The 17,062-nt window shown below is 56.3% G+C and carries 17 protein-coding genes and 1 pseudogene; 7 read left to right on the plus strand and 11 right to left on the minus strand.

All coding sequences use genetic code 11. The annotated features are described in order from the left end of the window. Positions 1 to 113 precede the first annotated feature (113 nt). Positions 114 to 2,537 (plus strand): glycerol-3-phosphate 1-O-acyltransferase PlsB, encoded by a 2,424-nt coding sequence (plsB, locus tag PG883_RS13345; RefSeq protein ID WP_041214121.1) that lies wholly within the window; start codon positions 114 to 116, stop codon positions 2,535 to 2,537. A gap of 63 nt (positions 2,538 to 2,600) precedes the next feature. Here the strand turns inward: plsB and ubiA are convergent, their stop codons facing one another. Both ubiA and PG883_RS13355 read right to left on the minus strand, forming a co-directional pair. Continuing rightward, positions 2,601 to 3,464: a 4-hydroxybenzoate octaprenyltransferase gene (gene ubiA / locus PG883_RS13350; RefSeq protein WP_102948995.1), complete on the minus strand. Its 864-nt coding sequence runs from the start codon at positions 3,462 to 3,464 to the stop codon at positions 2,601 to 2,603. Further along, positions 3,461 to 4,012, minus strand: coding sequence for a chorismate--pyruvate lyase family protein (locus PG883_RS13355; protein WP_042879173.1), 552 nt, complete (start codon positions 4,010 to 4,012; stop codon positions 3,461 to 3,463). The genes ubiA and PG883_RS13355 overlap by 4 nt, the downstream gene beginning before the upstream one ends. A 145-nt stretch (positions 4,013 to 4,157) precedes the next feature. Here PG883_RS13355 and PG883_RS13360 point away from each other — a divergent pair, with 145 nt between their 5' ends. Beyond that, positions 4,158 to 4,589, plus strand: a complete 432-nt coding sequence (locus tag PG883_RS13360; RefSeq protein WP_010672440.1) for a flagellar basal body-associated FliL family protein — start codon at positions 4,158 to 4,160, stop codon at positions 4,587 to 4,589. A gap of 56 nt (positions 4,590 to 4,645) precedes the next feature. After that, positions 4,646 to 4,816: a hypothetical protein gene (locus PG883_RS13365; protein WP_010672439.1), complete on the plus strand. Its 171-nt coding sequence runs from the start codon at positions 4,646 to 4,648 to the stop codon at positions 4,814 to 4,816. A gap of 57 nt (positions 4,817 to 4,873) precedes the next feature. Here the strand turns inward: PG883_RS13365 and PG883_RS13370 are convergent, their stop codons facing one another. The 9 genes and pseudogenes from PG883_RS13370 to rfaD all read right to left on the minus strand — a co-directional run bounded on the left by PG883_RS13370 (position 4,874) and on the right by rfaD (position 13,025). Beyond that, entirely contained in the window at positions 4,874 to 5,218 is a 345-nt protein-coding gene (locus tag PG883_RS13370; protein WP_080560357.1) for a DUF2799 domain-containing protein, read from the minus strand. 162 nt (positions 5,219 to 5,380) lie between these two features. Next, the gene (locus PG883_RS13375; protein ID WP_010672437.1) at positions 5,381 to 5,503 is read right to left on the minus strand and encodes a hypothetical protein; all 123 of its coding nucleotides are present in this window, start codon (positions 5,501 to 5,503) and stop codon (positions 5,381 to 5,383) included. Positions 5,504 to 5,540: 37 nt separating this feature from the next. Then, positions 5,541 to 6,093, minus strand: a pseudogene (locus PG883_RS13380) (hypothetical protein); the annotation flags it as partial. 37 nt (positions 6,094 to 6,130) lie between these two features. Continuing rightward, complete coding sequence (locus PG883_RS13385) at positions 6,131 to 8,128, minus strand: LTA synthase family protein (protein WP_064339115.1); 1,998 nt, start codon at positions 8,126 to 8,128, stop codon at positions 6,131 to 6,133. 48 nt (positions 8,129 to 8,176) lie between these two features. Further along, complete coding sequence (locus PG883_RS13390; RefSeq protein ID WP_102948994.1) at positions 8,177 to 8,743, minus strand: acyltransferase; 567 nt, start codon at positions 8,741 to 8,743, stop codon at positions 8,177 to 8,179. Positions 8,744 to 8,800: 57 nt separating this feature from the next. After that, positions 8,801 to 10,021 (minus strand): O-antigen ligase family protein, encoded by a 1,221-nt coding sequence (locus PG883_RS13395; RefSeq protein WP_064339114.1) that lies wholly within the window; start codon positions 10,019 to 10,021, stop codon positions 8,801 to 8,803. Next, positions 10,018 to 10,740: a glycosyltransferase family 25 protein gene (locus PG883_RS13400; protein WP_064339113.1), complete on the minus strand. Its 723-nt coding sequence runs from the start codon at positions 10,738 to 10,740 to the stop codon at positions 10,018 to 10,020. The genes PG883_RS13395 and PG883_RS13400 overlap by 4 nt, the downstream gene beginning before the upstream one ends. Positions 10,741 to 10,950: 210 nt before the next feature. After that, complete coding sequence (locus PG883_RS13405; protein WP_081250410.1) at positions 10,951 to 12,072, minus strand: glycosyltransferase family 4 protein; 1,122 nt, start codon at positions 12,070 to 12,072, stop codon at positions 10,951 to 10,953. Next, positions 12,069 to 13,025, minus strand: a complete 957-nt coding sequence (gene rfaD / locus PG883_RS13410; RefSeq protein WP_010672430.1) for an ADP-glyceromanno-heptose 6-epimerase — start codon at positions 13,023 to 13,025, stop codon at positions 12,069 to 12,071. Before rfaD ends, PG883_RS13405 begins: the two co-directional genes overlap by 4 nt. A gap of 154 nt (positions 13,026 to 13,179) precedes the next feature. Between rfaD and PG883_RS13415 the strand changes: the two genes are divergently transcribed. From PG883_RS13415 to PG883_RS13430, 4 genes are all read left to right on the plus strand, one after another. Next, positions 13,180 to 13,824 carry a TetR/AcrR family transcriptional regulator gene (locus PG883_RS13415; protein WP_010672429.1) on the plus strand — a complete coding sequence of 215 codons (645 nt, stop codon included), beginning with the start codon at positions 13,180 to 13,182 and terminating at the stop codon, positions 13,822 to 13,824. A gap of 183 nt (positions 13,825 to 14,007) precedes the next feature. Continuing rightward, the gene (locus PG883_RS13420; protein WP_042879183.1) at positions 14,008 to 15,198 is read left to right on the plus strand and encodes a glycine C-acetyltransferase; all 1,191 of its coding nucleotides are present in this window, start codon (positions 14,008 to 14,010) and stop codon (positions 15,196 to 15,198) included. Between the two features lie 89 nt (positions 15,199 to 15,287). Next, the gene (gene tdh / locus PG883_RS13425; protein WP_010672427.1) at positions 15,288 to 16,313 is read left to right on the plus strand and encodes an L-threonine 3-dehydrogenase; all 1,026 of its coding nucleotides are present in this window, start codon (positions 15,288 to 15,290) and stop codon (positions 16,311 to 16,313) included. A gap of 219 nt (positions 16,314 to 16,532) precedes the next feature. Next, the gene (locus tag PG883_RS13430; protein WP_039041132.1) at positions 16,533 to 16,985 is read left to right on the plus strand and encodes a c-type cytochrome; all 453 of its coding nucleotides are present in this window, start codon (positions 16,533 to 16,535) and stop codon (positions 16,983 to 16,985) included. The last annotated feature ends 77 nt before the right edge of the window (positions 16,986 to 17,062 follow it).

Raw genomic sequence — 17,062 nt, forward strand, 5'->3', positions numbered from 1 at the left:
ACGCACATTTGTCCCTCCCCCTGCTCTGAAGTGCCGACTCATCGTACCTCTCGGCGACAAGCAGCCGGTGATTTGCTATGCTCACGCCGCATTTTTTTGGAGAGCAGACGCACATGTCCCTTGGACAGAAGATTTCCAGAGCCATCCTGCAATGGCCGGTCAGCGGCTTGGTCAATCACAAGAGCCTGCCGGAAAACCCCATCACCGAGCTCAAGCTGGATCCGGCCAGACCCATCGTCTATGCCCTGAAGACCAGCTCGATCACCGACCTGATGACCCTGCAACAGTGCTGCGAGGATCTCGGCCTGCCCGGCCCCTTCACGCCGCTGGAACTGAACGGTCAGCTGCTGCCACGCTACGTCTGTCTGGATCGTCCGCCTCCCCTGTTCGGCACGCGCAACAAGCCGCTCCCCTTCCTGCAGGAGTTCCACCAGCTGCTGGACCTGCACAAGCAGGATCCGGCGCTGGACATCCAGGTAGTACCCGTCACCCTGTTCTGGGGCCGCGCCCCGGGCCGGGAAGGCGAGGAGGCCTCCGGCTGGAACATCATCAGCAGCCTGGCGCCAAACCGCCTGAAGAAGGCGCTGATCGTGATCCTGAAAGGGCGCGAGAACCTGGTGCGCTTCTCCCCGCCCCTCTCCCTGCGCTACATGGCGGACAAGCACGGCACCGACGAGGCCATCGCCCACAAGCTGGCGCGGGTGGCCCGCACCCACTTCAGCCGCCAACAGCTGGCCGCCACCGGACCCAAGTTGCCGAACCGCAACCTGCTGTTCAAGCAACTGCTGGATTCGAGCGTGATCCAGCAGGCCATCGAGGAGGAGGCCAGACGGGAAGGGATCAGCCTGGAGAAGGCGCAAAAGCGTGCCCACGGCTACATGGACGAGATCGCCTCCAATTTTTCCTATCGGTTGATCCGCCTCGGGGAGAGTTTCCTCGGCTGGCTGTGGAACAAGCTCTATCGCGGCCTCTCGGTCAACGGAGCAGAGCAGGTGCGTCAGCTCGCCCAGGAAGGGCATGAGATCGTCTACGTCCCCTGCCATCGCAGCCACATGGATTACCTGCTGCTCTCCTACGTCATCTACCACCAGGGCATGGTGCCACCCCACATCGCGGCGGGCATCAACCTCAACTTCTGGCCGGCAGGCCCCATCTTCCGCCACGGCGGCGCCTTCTTCATCCGCCGCACCTTCAAGGGCAATCCGCTCTACAGCACGGTATTCCGGGAGTACCTCAACCTGCTGTTTGCCAAGGGCTACTCGGTGGAGTTCTTCACCGAGGGCGGGCGTTCGCGTACCGGTCGCCTGCTGCCCCCCAAGACCGGCATGCTGGCCATGACCCTGCAGGCCATGATGCGCGGGCTGGACAGGCCGGTCACCCTGGTCCCCGTCTACCTCGGCTACGAGCACGTGATGGAGGTGAACACCTACCACAACGAACTCAAGGGGAGCCGCAAGGAGAAGGAGAGCTTCCTGCAGGTGCTCGGCATCCTGCGCAAGCTGCGCAACTATGGCCGTGGCTTCGTCAACTTCGGTGAGCCGCTGACCCTCAACAATTACCTCAACGAGCACGTGCCCAGCTGGAAGGATCACATCGGTGAGGAGGAGCGTCCCGAGTGGATGGCCTCCACCGTCAACCAGCTGGCCGAGCTGCTGATGACCCGCATCAACGATGCCGCCGCCGTCAACGGCCTGACCCTGAGTGCCCTGGCCCTGCTGGCCGCCGAGCGCCACGCCCTGACCCGGGACGAACTCCAGGCCCAGCTCAACACCTATCTGGACCTGCTCAAGCAGGTGCCCTACAGCCCGCACAGCACCATGCCGGACGAGGACGCCAGGACCCTGCTGGAGCAGGCGATGGAGCTCAACAAGTTCGAGGTGAGCGAGGACAAGCTGGGCCAGATCATCAGCCTGGACCGCTATCAGGCGATCCTGCTCACCTACTACCGCAACAACATACTGCACCTGTTCGCCATGCCCTCCCTGGTGGCGGCCCTGATCGAGCGGTGCGAGGGGATCTCCCGCAGCGAGATCGTCGCCCGCTGTGTCGACATCTACCCGCTGCTCAAGACCGAACTCTTCCTGCGCTATGAAGAGGACGAGCTGCCGGAGCTGATCGATGCCCTGCTGGCCGAGCTGTTGCGCCAGCAACTGGTCGAGGCACGCGACGGCGGCTACTGGGTCAACCCCGGCAACCAGATGCGCCTGCTGCTCTTGGCCGAAAGCATCCAGGAGACCCTGCAGCGCTACGCCATCGTGCTGACCCGCATGCTGGCCCAGCCCCACATCGAGGCGGAGCAGCTGGAAGCGGACGGCCTGATGATGGCGGAGCGTCTCGGTACCCTGCACGGCATCAACGCCCCCGAGTTCTTCGACCAGAAGCTGTTCAGCACCCTGATCCACACCCTGCGCAGCGAAGGCTATCTGGATCCGGGTTGCAAACCGGATCTCGGCCGCTTCCAGGCATTGGCCGACAACATAGTGCCGCTGCTCAGCAACAAGATCCGCCGCACCATCCAGGCGGGCAACCGGCTCTGAGGCGTCGACACCCAACAAAAAGGCCGCATCATGCGGCCTTTTTTCATCAAGGAAGGGGGCGGGTTAGAGGTAGTGAACCATCACCCCGAGCAGCACCAGCGCCCCCACGTAGTTGTTGTTGAGGAAGGCCTGGAAGCAGGCTTCCCGCTGCCGCCCCCGGATCAGTCGCTGCTGGTAGACGAACAGCGCCGCCGCCCCCAGCAGTCCCCAGTAATAACCGGATCCCAACCCCATCAGCTGCCCGACCCCCAGCAGGATCAGCAGGGTCGCCAGTTGCAGCGCGCCGATGATCCGCTTGTCGTGACGGCCGAACAGGATGGCGCTCGATTTCAGGCCGAGCTTGAGGTCGTCATCCCTGTCCACCATGGCGTACTCGGTGTCATAGGCGATGGTCCACAGCAGGTTGGCAAGAAACAACAGCCAGGCTTCCGGCGGCAGGGCATTGGCCTGGGCCGCATAGGCCATGGGAATGGACCAGGAGAAGGCCATGCCGAGCACCAGCTGGGGGATGGGGATGAAGCGCTTCATGAAGGGGTAGCAGACCGCCAGCAGCAGACCGGCGAAGGACAGGCTGATGGTGAGCGGGTTCAACGTCAGCACCAGGGCGAACGAGAGAAGCGCCAGCACGGCGAACAGCACCAGCACTTCCCGCTCGGCGACCCGCCCCATGGGCAGTGGTCGCCCGGCGGTGCGTTTCACATGACCGTCGAAGTTGCGATCCGCATAGTCATTGATGACACAGCCGGCGGAGCGCATCAGGAAGACGCCCACCACGAACACGGTCAGGATCCAGGGGTCAGGCAGGCCACCAGCCGCCAGACAGAGCGCCCACAGGGTCGGCCACAGCAGCAGCAGGGTACCGATGGGCTTGTCGATGCGGGCCAACTGCGCATAGGCCAGTCCCCGCTCCTTGGTTAACAGCTTCACTCCAGCTCCTTATCCGATGGCAACGAATGAGACGATAGCGAGGGCAGGAAAAGTTCATGGACCAGCAGTGGCCATTGCCCCAGAAACAGGCGGGAACGACGCCCCCAGACGGTGGCGGCCGGACACCAGGGATTGCTCGCTATCTCGAAACAGGCCAGTTGCAGGTGATCCCGCCGCGCCGGTGCCTCACCGAAAATGCGCTCTCCCAGCGGCTGCTCTCCCAGATCCTGCAAACCGCCCCCCTGCAAGGCCGCTTCGGCAAACAGGGTCCAACCCAGGATGGCAGGCCCGCCATCACCGTGCAGGATCACCTCGCGGCACATGCCCACGGGGGCCGACACCGCCACCAGCGCCTGCTCGTCCACCGTCAGCGACACGGCGCGATTGCCGAGCAGTTGCACCGAGAGATGATGATTGTAACGACGCAGGCGCCGGGTCATGGAATCGGCCTCCAGCAACCAGGGACGCAGCGCCTCGGGCGGTTCGCACTCTGCAGGCGCCCGCCACGGGACGAGCTGGACGAGGGGAACAGTCAACTCGGACTTCACAGCTTCACCATCCGGAGATTTCCGTTGTCAGGTTAAAAACCGGTTTATTATCCGTAAATCAATGGCGAATTGTAAGAACATCCGTGCTTGACGGCCCCGATGGCAGCATCAAAAATGGGGCATCCGTCGCTGCCGAGCCATCCAGATGAAGATCTTCAGAATTCTGCTGCTGTCCCTGGGGTGTACCCTCTTGAATACACAGGCCTTCGCCAATGAGGAAGAGGCCACCGATCCCGCCTCCTCCGCCGTCCAGCCGGGATTCGCCTATCACGCTCTGGATCCGGACATCATCACCAACTACCTTGGCGACGGCAAAACCCTCGGCTATGTACGGGTGACGGTAGAGCTGATGGCCACGGACGCTGCCGACCTCAAGTTGCTGGAGCAGCACGACCCCCTGATCCGCGACGCCATCATCCGGCTGATTGGCAGCAAGACGGGCGCACAGATCAAGTCCCTGGTGAACCGGGAAGAGCTGCGCAAGGAGTGTGAGGCCAAGGTCAACGAACTGCTGGTCAAGGAGACGGGCAAGAAGGCGGTCCGCGAGCTCATCTTCACCAAATACCTGTACCAGTAACCACACCGGGAGGGGTCCTGCCCCTCTCACCCGTTGCATTCACTGTCGAGGACGTCATGGGTCACAAGACGCTGTGTGAGTGGCGCCGTCACGAGATCCCCGCCGATCTCAAGACGCTGCGCAAGATTGTGCGCAAACCCAAATTCGTGTGTGGCAAGTGTGCCCGCAGCGCCAATGACAAGGATTACCTGTGCCAGCCGCTGCGGCTGAAACATAAGGAAGGGTAGGTCCCTCTTCTCACGAAGAGATTCACGCAAGATTTCAGAAGAGAGAGGAAGGCTGATTTATTGATCAGTCCAGCCATGGCGACCCTGTTCAAACAGGCGACGGGCCTGCACGTCGTTGGGACAGACGCCGCGATACTCCTCTCCCGACCGTCCTGCCAGATAGAGATGCTCGGGTCGGCAATACCAGGCCAGCCCCTTCTGGCGACCCAGCTCCCAAAGGGCAACGTCCACTTTTTCCCCGCACTGGGTCTGGTGAAATGCCACCCGATCGCCAGCAAAACCGAGCTTGCCGTCCGCCTCTCCCACGTCGCTCCACACCTTCTCGCAAGGGTCGTCGGAGTTGGAAACACAGCCCCCGAGCAGGGCGGCACAAAACATGATGACGAGTGAGCGCATATTCATCCTTGGCGTCGTTGGAATCGTTGTTGAGCCGCTGCCTGCCTCGTACAGCGTCATTTGAGCAGTTCATTCTAACCAGCCCGCCCCGTTCTCACCAAGGGCTGCCCCCCTCGCCACACAAAAAATCGGGCGGGCACCAGGCCCGCCCTCAGGTGTTACAGGGAATCACTGATCGTCGAGAGGGTCATAGTCCTGCCAGCTCTCGTCATCCAGCTCCTCCAGCTCGTCTTCCCAGGATTCCGGCTCCCAGTCATCATCGAGATCGAAATCAGGCGTCTGCGTACCCATGCTCATTCTCCTTGGATAGTGCACCGGCCTACAAAGTCTATCCAGAATAATGGGGCTCGCAATTGGCTCCATTTAAGGCCCCCCCCCCCAGCGTGCGCCCCGCAATTTTCACCTGCGTGATGGCCTCGCAGCATCCACCACCTGCTCCAGTCCGATCTCAGTCACCGCCTGGGCTGGCGGGCAAATCCCGCGCCAGTCGCCGCTACGCCAGTTGACGACGCGCCAGCGGGCACATCACCGAATGCACCCTGCAGTTGCACGTTGCGCAGGATGAAAGGCATTACACTGGTGGGCAGATCGAAGCCGCCCGCTAGACCGCAGACCGCAGACCGCAGACCGCAGACCGCAGACCGCCATAGTTCATCTGGGCCAGCAGCTTGGCCAGCTCCAGCAATTCGCTGCGCGGCACTATGTGACTCGCTCCCAAGGCGGTCAGTATGGCCCCCCTGCTCTTTGTGGCGACCGGTCAGGGCAGCCACCTAATAACCAAGGGCCGCCAGCAGGGACACGGCTGTGAGACCAGCGGTGCCGTTGCACATGGCCTGGTGTTGATCCAGCCCGGCGGGCAAGGGCAACAGCCAGTCAGCCTTGAACATGTGTGCCTCTCTATGGGTGAAGGGGTAACATTCACTCGATCTCATCATCGGCGATCACGCCCGCGACTCTGGCATTAAGCTGCCAACGCAGCAATGCCGGATAAGCCTGCATCCGCTGCCGCTGCACCTCATCGATCGGCTGTACGGCCTCACCCAGATACCAACTCTCTCCTGGGACCCAAAGATACCTGACCGGATTGCCAGTCAGGGGGTAGGCACCATTAGCATCAATCCAGACCGTCTCGTTGTAACCAAACGCCCGCGTCGGATCGTCCTGTGGCGCCAACAAATTACGTCCACCAAGCGCCTGGTAGGGTACGTCCGAGAGGCTGAAGGCGTAGAGCGTCGGGAAGATGTCCTTGTGGGAGCCTGGGCGCGCCGACTCAAAACGCCAGGGTACCCGATCCAGAATGGCTTTCGGCACATAGAGATAGAAAGGCACCGCCCGATCGAGCATCTGCTCGGCGGGATAGTAAGCCTTAACCCTGCGCATCTGGTGATCGCCGCTGGCAGCGATCAGCGTGTGGGAGCCGAGCGCAGATTCTTTGATATCAGCCACGAAACGCCCGAAGGCATCCGCCGCATATTGGTAGGTGCGTAAGATATTCAGCTGATCAATCTGGCCATCTTCGGCGTGACGTCGCACCCCGTCGGTCACGGCCACCGGCTGCGGCACATAATGGGACGGCACCACATAAGGGGGGTGATTGGTCACGGTCAAAATACTGATGAAGAGCGGCTGTTTCGCCTCTTTGAGCAACTTCTCAGCCAGGTGATAGGCATATTCATCAGGCACACCCCAATCCGTCATTTCCTTGGCCGACTCCGGATACATCTCCAGCAGGGCATTCTGGTCATATAACGCATCAACCCCCTGCACCGGCAAATAATTGGCCAGATTGCGCCACATCATATTACCTGGCGAGATGAAGATAACGCGATAACCCGCCTGTTTATAAATAGAGAATGGCGTACCGGTCAGCGCCTTGGACTGTGCCGAAGAGTGGCTAAGGTTCTCCATGGGGCTATGGAAAAACAGCGCAGCCAGAGACGGAGCGGTGCCATTCCCCTCCGACACGAAACGCTTGAATACGAAATCCTGCCGGAACGGCTCGCGCAAACTGCCCAGCAGATCGTTTTTACCCGGCTCATCCAGTGCCAGCATATTGCTGCCAAAACTCTCCATCAGACTCATCACCACATGGGGTTTGTGGTCAGCAAGCCATGTATTGATCGGGGTCCGTCCTGCTAATGAATCAAGCCCAGCGGCCTTAAGCAGTCTTATTTTTTCGGCGGCATCGACTATCTCAAACTGAATATCAGCCTGATAATCCTTGATGGCCCAATCAATCGCCATCAAGCCATTGGGCGTCAATTTATTGAGCACCGTCAGGTCAGAAACCTGAGCATTGGCACGACGAAGAGGGAAAGTCCCCACGCTACCCCGTGCGGCAACGGCGATCAGGATGACCGAAAGAACCAACACCACCCAGAACAGGGCACTCGGCCAAGGCCGCAGCGTCATGGATCGGACACGATAACTGAACCAGACAGGAGGAAGTGCCAACAGGGTAGCGGCGATACCCCCTTTAATAACCGGATAGTCCTGCCACATATTGGCCAACACGGCGCAGGTATCATCGTCAACCAGACCAAAGGCGAACACATCGATATGGTTGTGATAGGTCTGGTAATAGAAATAATTGCCGATTGCAACGCTAGCCACAATAAATGCCACCCACCCAAACCACAGCGGCAAACTGCGCCACAGATATCCCCAGCCCTTGCTCCAACCGGCAAGTCCCAACCCGAACAACAGGAAAGGCGCGACCGCCATCCCCGCGATACGCAGATCATAGCGCAACCCGGTGACCCACATCCTCAGCAGATCGTCCCCCTTGTCGGCCACCAGATCGGGCTCGACGAAGGAGTTATACATTACGACTCGCGCCACCATAAGGATTAATGTCAACCAGATAAGTTGAGGCCAAAGTATGGGTAATAATTGTTGAAGGCGGCGTTGATACATTATTATTGACTCATGTTATTGGATATGAATTTTAAAAAAACAATTATATCAATATGTTAATTCTTTTCGCCAACTAACGTTCTTGGATACCTCTCGTGCGGGGCAGCCTACCGCGACAGTATTTCCCTGAACCTTATTAGTGACAACAGAATTTATTCCAATAACACAACCATCCCCAATATCCCCCCCCTTTAGGACAACAACGCCATCGGCCAACCATACTTTATTACCAATTGTTATATTTTTTGCATAATTCATCCTTTCTCCACTTCTAATAATATCATGCCCATCCGACGTCATTACCTTCACATTCCTTGAAAACATACAGTAATCACCTATCGTCAAACTAATATCTCTTTCACGACAAGAAAGGTATGTATTCTCGCCAACAACCGTATTGGCACCAATATTTATATGGCAATTAATACCATCAATCTCTATGTTAACCCCCCTTAGATTTACATCAGGATGGAGTGTCAGCGAACAGCCATGTCCCTTTAGGGATATTTTGCATCTTCTCACCCGTACTCGCCCAGAAATATTTATTTCATTTCCAGGCTGACAATAAATTTTATTCCTAAGCCATAGGCGGATTTTGTTCAAAAAAAACGACACATGAACCTCAATATATTGTAAATGAAAATAACATTCAAACCAGAATAAAATATTTTATCATAGTTGTGTTTTTTTATAATCACATGATGTTAGATATATTACCGCTGAGTATAATATTATTACATAAATTATTCCTGTATGTATTAATGGTACATCTGTTAATCCTGCAATAAGGCACACACTACTAATTGAAATACACAAAAAACCCTGTGGGGTACATTGCAACCCATACAGTAAATAAGGTGACATAAAAATAACGAAAACTATTAATAAGCCAGGCACACCATAGCGCACATAGCTATCAAGATATTGATTATGATAGTGTGCATTTTTAAATGAGAGAACTGCACTGGTTATCACACCTTGTTGATATTGCTGCTCCATTATATTTTGGTAGCCTTTGGTACCCACTCCCATCAAGGGGTGAGCTTTGATTATTTCTATCGCTGAGTGCCATAACTGAAGCCTGATACCGATAGATGTATCTTTATTACCCGCCGATATTTGTGTGATTTCTTGCCTGGTTTCATCAACTCTTTGTTCAATCGCGGGAATTAAAGATAGCAACACTAACATGGCTAATGCAACGACCGCCATTGAGGCCATACGGCGCACAGTCCATTTTTTCAATTGGTAACACACCAATATAATCGCAGTAAAAATAAGTGCTAGCCAAACCCCCCGCACCTCGCTCATGACGATTGCAAAGACTGAGCCAATAATAGACAACCATACCAATAAATTTACATTTCTGTTTTGATTATTCAGAACAGTATAGATGGCGATTAACAATGTAATGGCAACGTATAATGCAAATGGAATTTGATTAATGACACCACCAACCCTTCTGATATCCAACACCGCATACTCATAGAGCCCCACAGCACCAGCAACACAACCACCAAATAATATCACCAACAATACCATCTGCTTTTGTATCCTATGCCAAGGCACAACAAGCAGGTAAAGCAGTGATACTAAAATAGCACGAGGGGCACTAAATACCTCTCCACGAAAAATATGGTAACCAGCAAAAACAACTGCAATTAGGATCCAAAAAAACATTATCCTCTTTATTTCAGGGTTATTTAAATTTGACCATAATATCTTTCTAGCAGTAAATAGAGAAATTATAAACATAGCCACTACAAGACGAGAGATATAATGTTTCCCATCCTCAGTATTAAATGCCAAGCATGATAATATCAACATTGGCAAGAGATAATAAGCATGCAACATATAGCTTACAATCTTTTTGTTTTTACAGATGGTGATCATAATCCATCTTTTCCTGTCTTTCTAAGATAGGCAAGCTTAATCATTATCTTTTTATAGAGTGTATACAGCTCTCGGCTTGGTTTCCTGTACCAGGCTGTTTTAGAAAATCCAAGTTGGACTGTTGTAGGCACAACCTCATCATGAGCAACAATGCTAGGCTCAATAGCATAAGAGGTCATATTATGTAGATAGGCTAACCCAACAAAACAATCTACAGGCAATGACCACCTGTGTTTGATTAATTTAGCAGCGGATTTTGGTGAGATTGCATAGCCCCTCATTCCCCCAAAATTATCTTCCATCATCAATATTTTGTAATTTTCTCGCACGGATACCAGCTGTGTTTTCCCCCGAATGACAGGCTCCAGCCTAATAAATCCAAATTTATTTACATCATCAGCAATCATATTAATTGTCTTCTTAAAGGATGGGAGCAAAATAGCATCATCCTCTAACACCACAATGGATTGATTGATGGCAACACTATGCATCCAGAGTAAATAGTGACTGGCATAACAACCCATTTCACCACGCGTCGGCATTTTGCCACTGGTCAACCATAAACATTTTTTATAATTATAATCAGCAAAAAGTGGGTGCTCAAACTGACCATCTACCGCATCAAAAAATTCAAAATCAACACCGTGACTAGCCATTTGCTCGATGACTCGTTGGCGTCTGGCTGGTGAACGCTTGAGACTAATGACATAAATTTTCATTTGATGACTAACCTTCTAAAGGCATCATTATCCCGAGTTTTTCTCCATAACCAAAATACATCGGAATAGAGGGAAATAACAATACGGAGGAAATAGAATAGGATTTAAACATTGAAATGGTAGATTGTGACCACCACATAGAGATAAGTGAGGTATATATTTGTGATTTAGAAAAGCAGAAGGCTCTCTTTGGTATATCGGCAAACAACATCAAGATAACCCTTGGTATATATCAATCAACAAATCCAGATGCAGGGACATATCAAATTTTTGCTCGGCCCGCTCGCGAGCCAATTTCCCCAGGCGCTCACTTAATTCAGGATCTCGCAGCAGTACCTTGATCTGCGCAGCGATAACTTGCGGTTGCAATGGCTCGGCCAATAAACCCACACCACCAAGCACCTCTGGCACGGCACCGGTAGTGGCCCCGACGATCGGTTTACCGGCGGCCATCGCCTCGATCACGGTGAGGCCAAATGCCTCGTTATGAGAAGGGATCACCACCACATCCATCGCCTGCAACATACGGGCGGTATCTCGCCGGAAGCCGGAAAAATGCACGACACCACCGAGTTGCCGCTGGGTAATGTCGCACTCCAGCTCAGTGACGAAGGGCTCATCAGCCCCCTCGGTGGCAAGCGTCCCCCCCACCAGCAGCAGTTGAAGGTCGGGGAATTCGGTACGCAGCAGGGCAAAGGCCTCAAGCAGCTCACGCTGCCCCTTGCCGGGACTGAAACGGCCGACCATCCCGATCAGCGGGCCAGTGGGAATACCCAGCTCACCGCGAATAAGGGCTGGCTCTTCCTCGCAAGAGGTCAACTCGGTGCCCAGCCACAGCCGCTGAATACGCTCGGCGGGGAGCGGCAAGGCGGCGCGATTGCGCCTCAGTGTCTCGTCGCTGATGGAGAGCACCCTATCGACCTTGCCGTAGATCCAGCGATGCAACGGATCCTTCTTAGGTCGTTTTGAGCCCATATGCTCGGTGAAAATGAGGCGAAACGAGGAAATAGTGCCAAGTAATGCGGCCAACAGCAGATCGCTGGACTTGTGGCAGTGCACGATCTGGATGCCGCTTTGCTTCATCCAGCGCAGCAGCGCAGGCAGGCGCAAGATGGCCTGATTGCGTGATGCCGCCTCAAACACCTCAAAACCAGCGGCCTTCATATCTGAGGCAACTCGACTACCTGCCAGTGCCAACCCGAACACACGCCAACCTCGCTCTACCAGCCCCTTGCCGACCCGGATAGGGTACATCTCCAACCCCCCCCAACCCTGAGAAAGGCAGATCTGCAATACACTACCCGGCGCAACCACATTTGCCGGAGCGTTCATCGGTTCAACCAGGCCATGTAATCGGCCACGCCTTCGGCCACAGTCTTGAACTCGCCGTCATAGCCGACGCCGCGCAACTTGGTGAGATCCGCCTGGGTGAAGCTCTGGTAGCGACCCTTGAGGTGATCCGGGAAGGGAATGTATTCGATGGCGCCTTTCTGGTGATGCCTGATCACGGCTTCCGCCACGTTCTGGAACGGCTCGGCACGGCCGGTGCCGCAGTTGAAGATGCCGGAGTGCTGCGGATTCTGCCAGAACCAGAGGTTCACCTTGCAGACGTCGTCCACGTAGATGAAGTCGCGCATCTGGCCGCCATCCGGGAAGCCGTCACAGCCCTCGAACAGCTTGGGATTGTCACCCTGCTTCACCTGGGTATTGAGGTGGAAGGCCACGGACGCCATGGAGCCCTTGTGCTGCTCGCGGGGACCATAGACGTTGAAGTACTTGAGACCCACCACCTGGGAGTTGATCTCCGGCATCCAGCGACGCACGTACTGATCGAACAGCTGCTTGGAGTAGCCGTAGACGTTGAGGGGCTGCTCGAACCTCGGGTCTTCGATGAAGTTGTCGTTGCGCCCGCCATAGGTCGCGGCGGAAGAGGCGTAGATGAAGGGGATTTCCCGTTCGATGCAGTAGTGGAACAGATCCTTGGAGTACTCGTAGTTGACCTCCATGATGAACTTGCCGTTCCACTCGGTGGTCGCGGAGCAGGCGCCTTCGTGGAAGATCACCTCGATGCCGTCATCCCACTCCTCGAATTCGTCACCGGAGACGATCCGCGCCTGGAACTCGTCCTTGTCCATGTAGTCGGCGATGGTGAGGTCGACCAAGTTGACGAACTTGGTGCCGTCGGTCAGGTCATCGATGACCACGATATCGGTCCGTCCTTGAGCGTTCAGCTGCTTGACCAGATTGCTGCCGATAAAGCCAGCACCGCCAGTTACTACGATCATGGAGTTTGCCTCGCGTACGTTGTGGCCCCGTGTGACTGCCTGTTAAAGCTGTGTATAGTGGGCCAATTTGAAATTGCCGAAAAGTTTATCACGGGCCGCAAGGGGATTCGACCTCGATGACTTTTCCCCTTCGGGCCCGGCAGAGGGACCAGCGATGAAGACCAGAGACAGGATCATCCACAGCGCCACCGAGCTGTTCAACGATCAGGGCGAGCGCAACATCACCACCAACCACATTGCCGCACACCTTGGCATCAGCCCGGGCAACCTTTACTACCACTTCAGAAACAAAGAAGACATCATCCACTCCATCTTCGATCAGTACGCCCGCCACCTGAGCGACAGCTTCACTCCGATCCGCAGCAGCGAGATCCGACTGGAGGATCTGATGGGCTACCTGGATGCCATCTTCTATTTGATGTGGCAGTTCCGCTTCTTCTACGCGAACCTGCCGGACATCCTGAGTCGCGACGAGCTTCTGCAGCAGAAATACCTCAAGGCACAGGAGCAGCTCCGTGCCACCGTGGAGACGCTGCTCAGAAGCCTGCGCGAAGGCGGTATCATCGCCGTCAGCGATGAAGACCTGCCGGATCTCGGCCAGACCATCAAGATGGTCGTCACCTGCTGGATCCCGTTCCAGATTGCCCAGGCCCCGGCCACCCGCATCACCAAACCCCTGCTCTACCAGGGGGTCTTGCGGGTGCTGTTTTTGCTGCGCCCCTACGTGCAGCCACAGGTGGCCCCCCAGATACATCAACTGGAGCAACATTATCACCAACTGGCCCAACCAGCCGGGTGAGATCTGTTTCACAATTGTTGATTATCAGCATAAAAATTTGAATTTATACGCAGGGATTACAGTAAAATGTTGCCCATTCTAGGGTCTGTCGGCGTTTCGTCGCGACCGTGACGACGCCGAACCGTACGGGTTGCACGGCCCGGGATCCTGATAACACAGTCGATACAGCAATGAGGACCGAGGATGTCTAACGGATTCTATCGTCACCTGACCGAACAGCTCGAACAGGTCAAGGCGGAAGGGCTATACAAGCAGGAGCGCATCATCACCTCGGCCCAGCAGGCCCAGATTGCGGTGGGCGGCGAGCAGGTACTGAACTTCTGTGCCAACAACTACCTGGGGTTGGCCAACCACCCCGACCTGATTGCCGCCGCCCATCAGGGGCTCGAGAGCCACGGCTTCGGCATGGCCTCCGTGCGCTTCATCTGCGGTACCCAGGACCAGCACAAGGAGCTGGAGCAGAAGCTGTCCGCCTTCCTCGGCACCGAAGACAGCATCCTCTACTCCTCCTGCTTCGACGCCAACGGCGGTCTGTTCGAGACCCTGTTCGGTGCCGAAGACGCCATCATCTCCGACGCCCTCAACCATGCCTCCATCATCGATGGGGTGCGGTTGTGCAAGGCCAGGCGCTATCGCTACGCCAACAACGACATGACCGAACTGGAAGCCCAGCTCAAGCAGGCCGATGCCGACGGCGCCCGCTTCAAGCTGATCGCCACCGACGGCGTCTTCTCCATGGATGGCGTCATCGCCGACCTCAAATCCATCTGCGATCTGGCCGACAAGTACGATGCGCTGGTGATGGTGGATGACTCCCACGCCGTCGGCTTCATCGGTGAGAACGGCCGCGGCACCCACGAATACTGCGAGGTGATGGAACGGGTCGACATCATCACCGGTACCCTGGGCAAGGCGCTGGGTGGCGCGTCCGGTGGCTACACATCCGGCAAGAAAGAGGTGATCGACTGGTTGCGTCAGCGCTCCCGTCCCTACCTCTTCTCCAACTCCCTGGCACCCTCCATCGTCTCGGCCACCATCAAGGTGATCGACATGCTGGCCGAGGGTCACGACCTGCGTGCCCGCCTCAAGGAGAACAGTGCCTACTTCCGCGAGCGCATGAGCGCCGCCGGCTTTACCCTGGCCGGTGCCGATCACGCCATCATTCCGGTCATGCTGGGGGATGCCAAACTGGCCGCCGAGATGGCGAGCCGCATGCTGGACGCCGGTATCTACGTGGTGGGCTTCTCCTTCCCCGTGGTACCCAAGGGTCAGGCGCGCATCCGGACCCAGATGTCCGCCGCCCATACCCGGGAGCAACTGGACAAGGCGATCGATGCCTTCATTCGCATCGGTCGCGAGCTCGGTGTGATTTGATCACATGGCTGGCTGATTAAAACGGGGGCCAAGGTTGGGCCCCATTTTATTACCCTCTGTACCCGGCATGGCGCCGTGAGGAATCTGTCATGAAAGCACTCTCCAAACTCAAATCCGAAGTCGGCATCTGGATGACCGATGTCCCGGCTCCCGAGCTCGGCCACAACGATCTGCTCATCAAGATCCGCAAGACCGCCATCTGCGGCACCGACATGCACATCTACAACTGGGACGAGTGGGCCCAGAAGACCATTCCCGTCCCCATGGTGGTAGGGCACGAGTATGTGGGAGAGGTGGTCGCCGTCGGCCAGGAAGTGCGCGGCTTCGCCATCGGCGATCGCGTCTCCGGCGAAGGCCACATCACCTGCGGCCACTGCCGCAACTGCCGTGCCGGTCGCACCCACCTGTGCCGCAACACCATTGGTGTGGGTGTGAACCGCCCGGGATCCTTCGCCGAATACCTGGTGATCCCGGCCTTCAACGCCTTCAAGCTGCCGGACAACATCCCTGATGAGCTGGCCGCCATCTTCGATCCGTTCGGCAACGCCGTGCACACCGCCCTCTCCTTCGACCTGGTGGGTGAAGACGTGCTCATCACCGGCGCAGGCCCCATCGGCATCATGGCTGCTGCCGTCTGCCGTCACGTTGGCGCCCGTCACGTGGTGATCACCGACGTCAACGAATACCGGCTGGAACTGGCCCGCAAGATGGGCGCCACCCGTGCCGTCAACGTGGCCAAGGAGAAGCTCTCCGATGTCATGGAAGATCTCGGCATGACCGAAGGGTTCGATGTGGGGCTGGAGATGTCCGGGGTGCCCAGCGCCTTCCAGGACATGATCGACAAGATGAACCACGGCGGCAAAATCGCCATGCTCGGCATTCCTCCCTCCACCATGGCCATCGACTGGGGCAAGGTGATCTTCAAGGGACTCTTCATCAAGGGGATCTACGGCCGCGAAATGTTCGAAACCTGGTACAAGATGGCAAGCCTCATCCAGTCTGGCCTGGATCTCAGCCCCATCATCACCCACCATTTCCATATCGATGACTTCCAGCAGGGCTTCGAAGCCATGGGCTCGGGCAAGTCCGGCAAGGTGATCCTGAACTGGGATTGAGGACACGCGAGGGGCGCCTGGGCAATCAGCGCGCCCTATTTTGTTCAGCCTCACGAAACCCGGCGCATGCCGGGTTTTTTTATGTGGGATCACACTTTCCTGCTCTGCCACTTTGTTTGCAGATTGCTTAACACTTCACACACAAGCGTTTAAATGACTGTAACTATTCGGTTATAATCCCGTCGTTTTCTGGGGATAATAAGAGCCTGCTGGGAGTACATGAGCGTGTTGAAAAAACTGAGCTATTTGCTGGCTGCCGGGATGGCGGCTGCCACTCTGTCCGGCGCCGTCCTTGCCGCCGATGACATGTCGACAGAGGCCATCGCCGAGCGTATTGCCCCGGTTGGCCAGGTTTATACCGCCAAGGATCTGGAAGGCATTGCGACCGCCGCGGCCGCGCCTGCGGCAGCCTCCTCCGGCCCACGTGACGGAGAGACCGTGTTCAAGGGTGCCTGCTTCGCCTGCCACGATACCGGTGCCGCCGGCGCCCCCAAGCGAGGTGACAAGGCCGCCTGGGAGCCACGCATCGCCCAGGGATTCGACACCTTGCGCAAACACGCCATCGAAGGCTTCACCGGCAAGGCTGGCATGATGCCACCGCGGGGGACCTGCGCCACCTGCAGTGACGAAGAGATCGAGAACGCCATTCACTACATGATCGACAAGCTCTAAGTAATTGAAAGGGCTCCTCTTGCAGCCCTTTCAATCCCATCACTTCCGACTACGCTTGAAGGTAAGTTTTTTCGGGA

This window comes from Aeromonas sp. QDB25, assembly GCF_027707725.1.
Taxonomy (GTDB): domain Bacteria; phylum Pseudomonadota; class Gammaproteobacteria; order Enterobacterales; family Aeromonadaceae; genus Aeromonas; species Aeromonas caviae.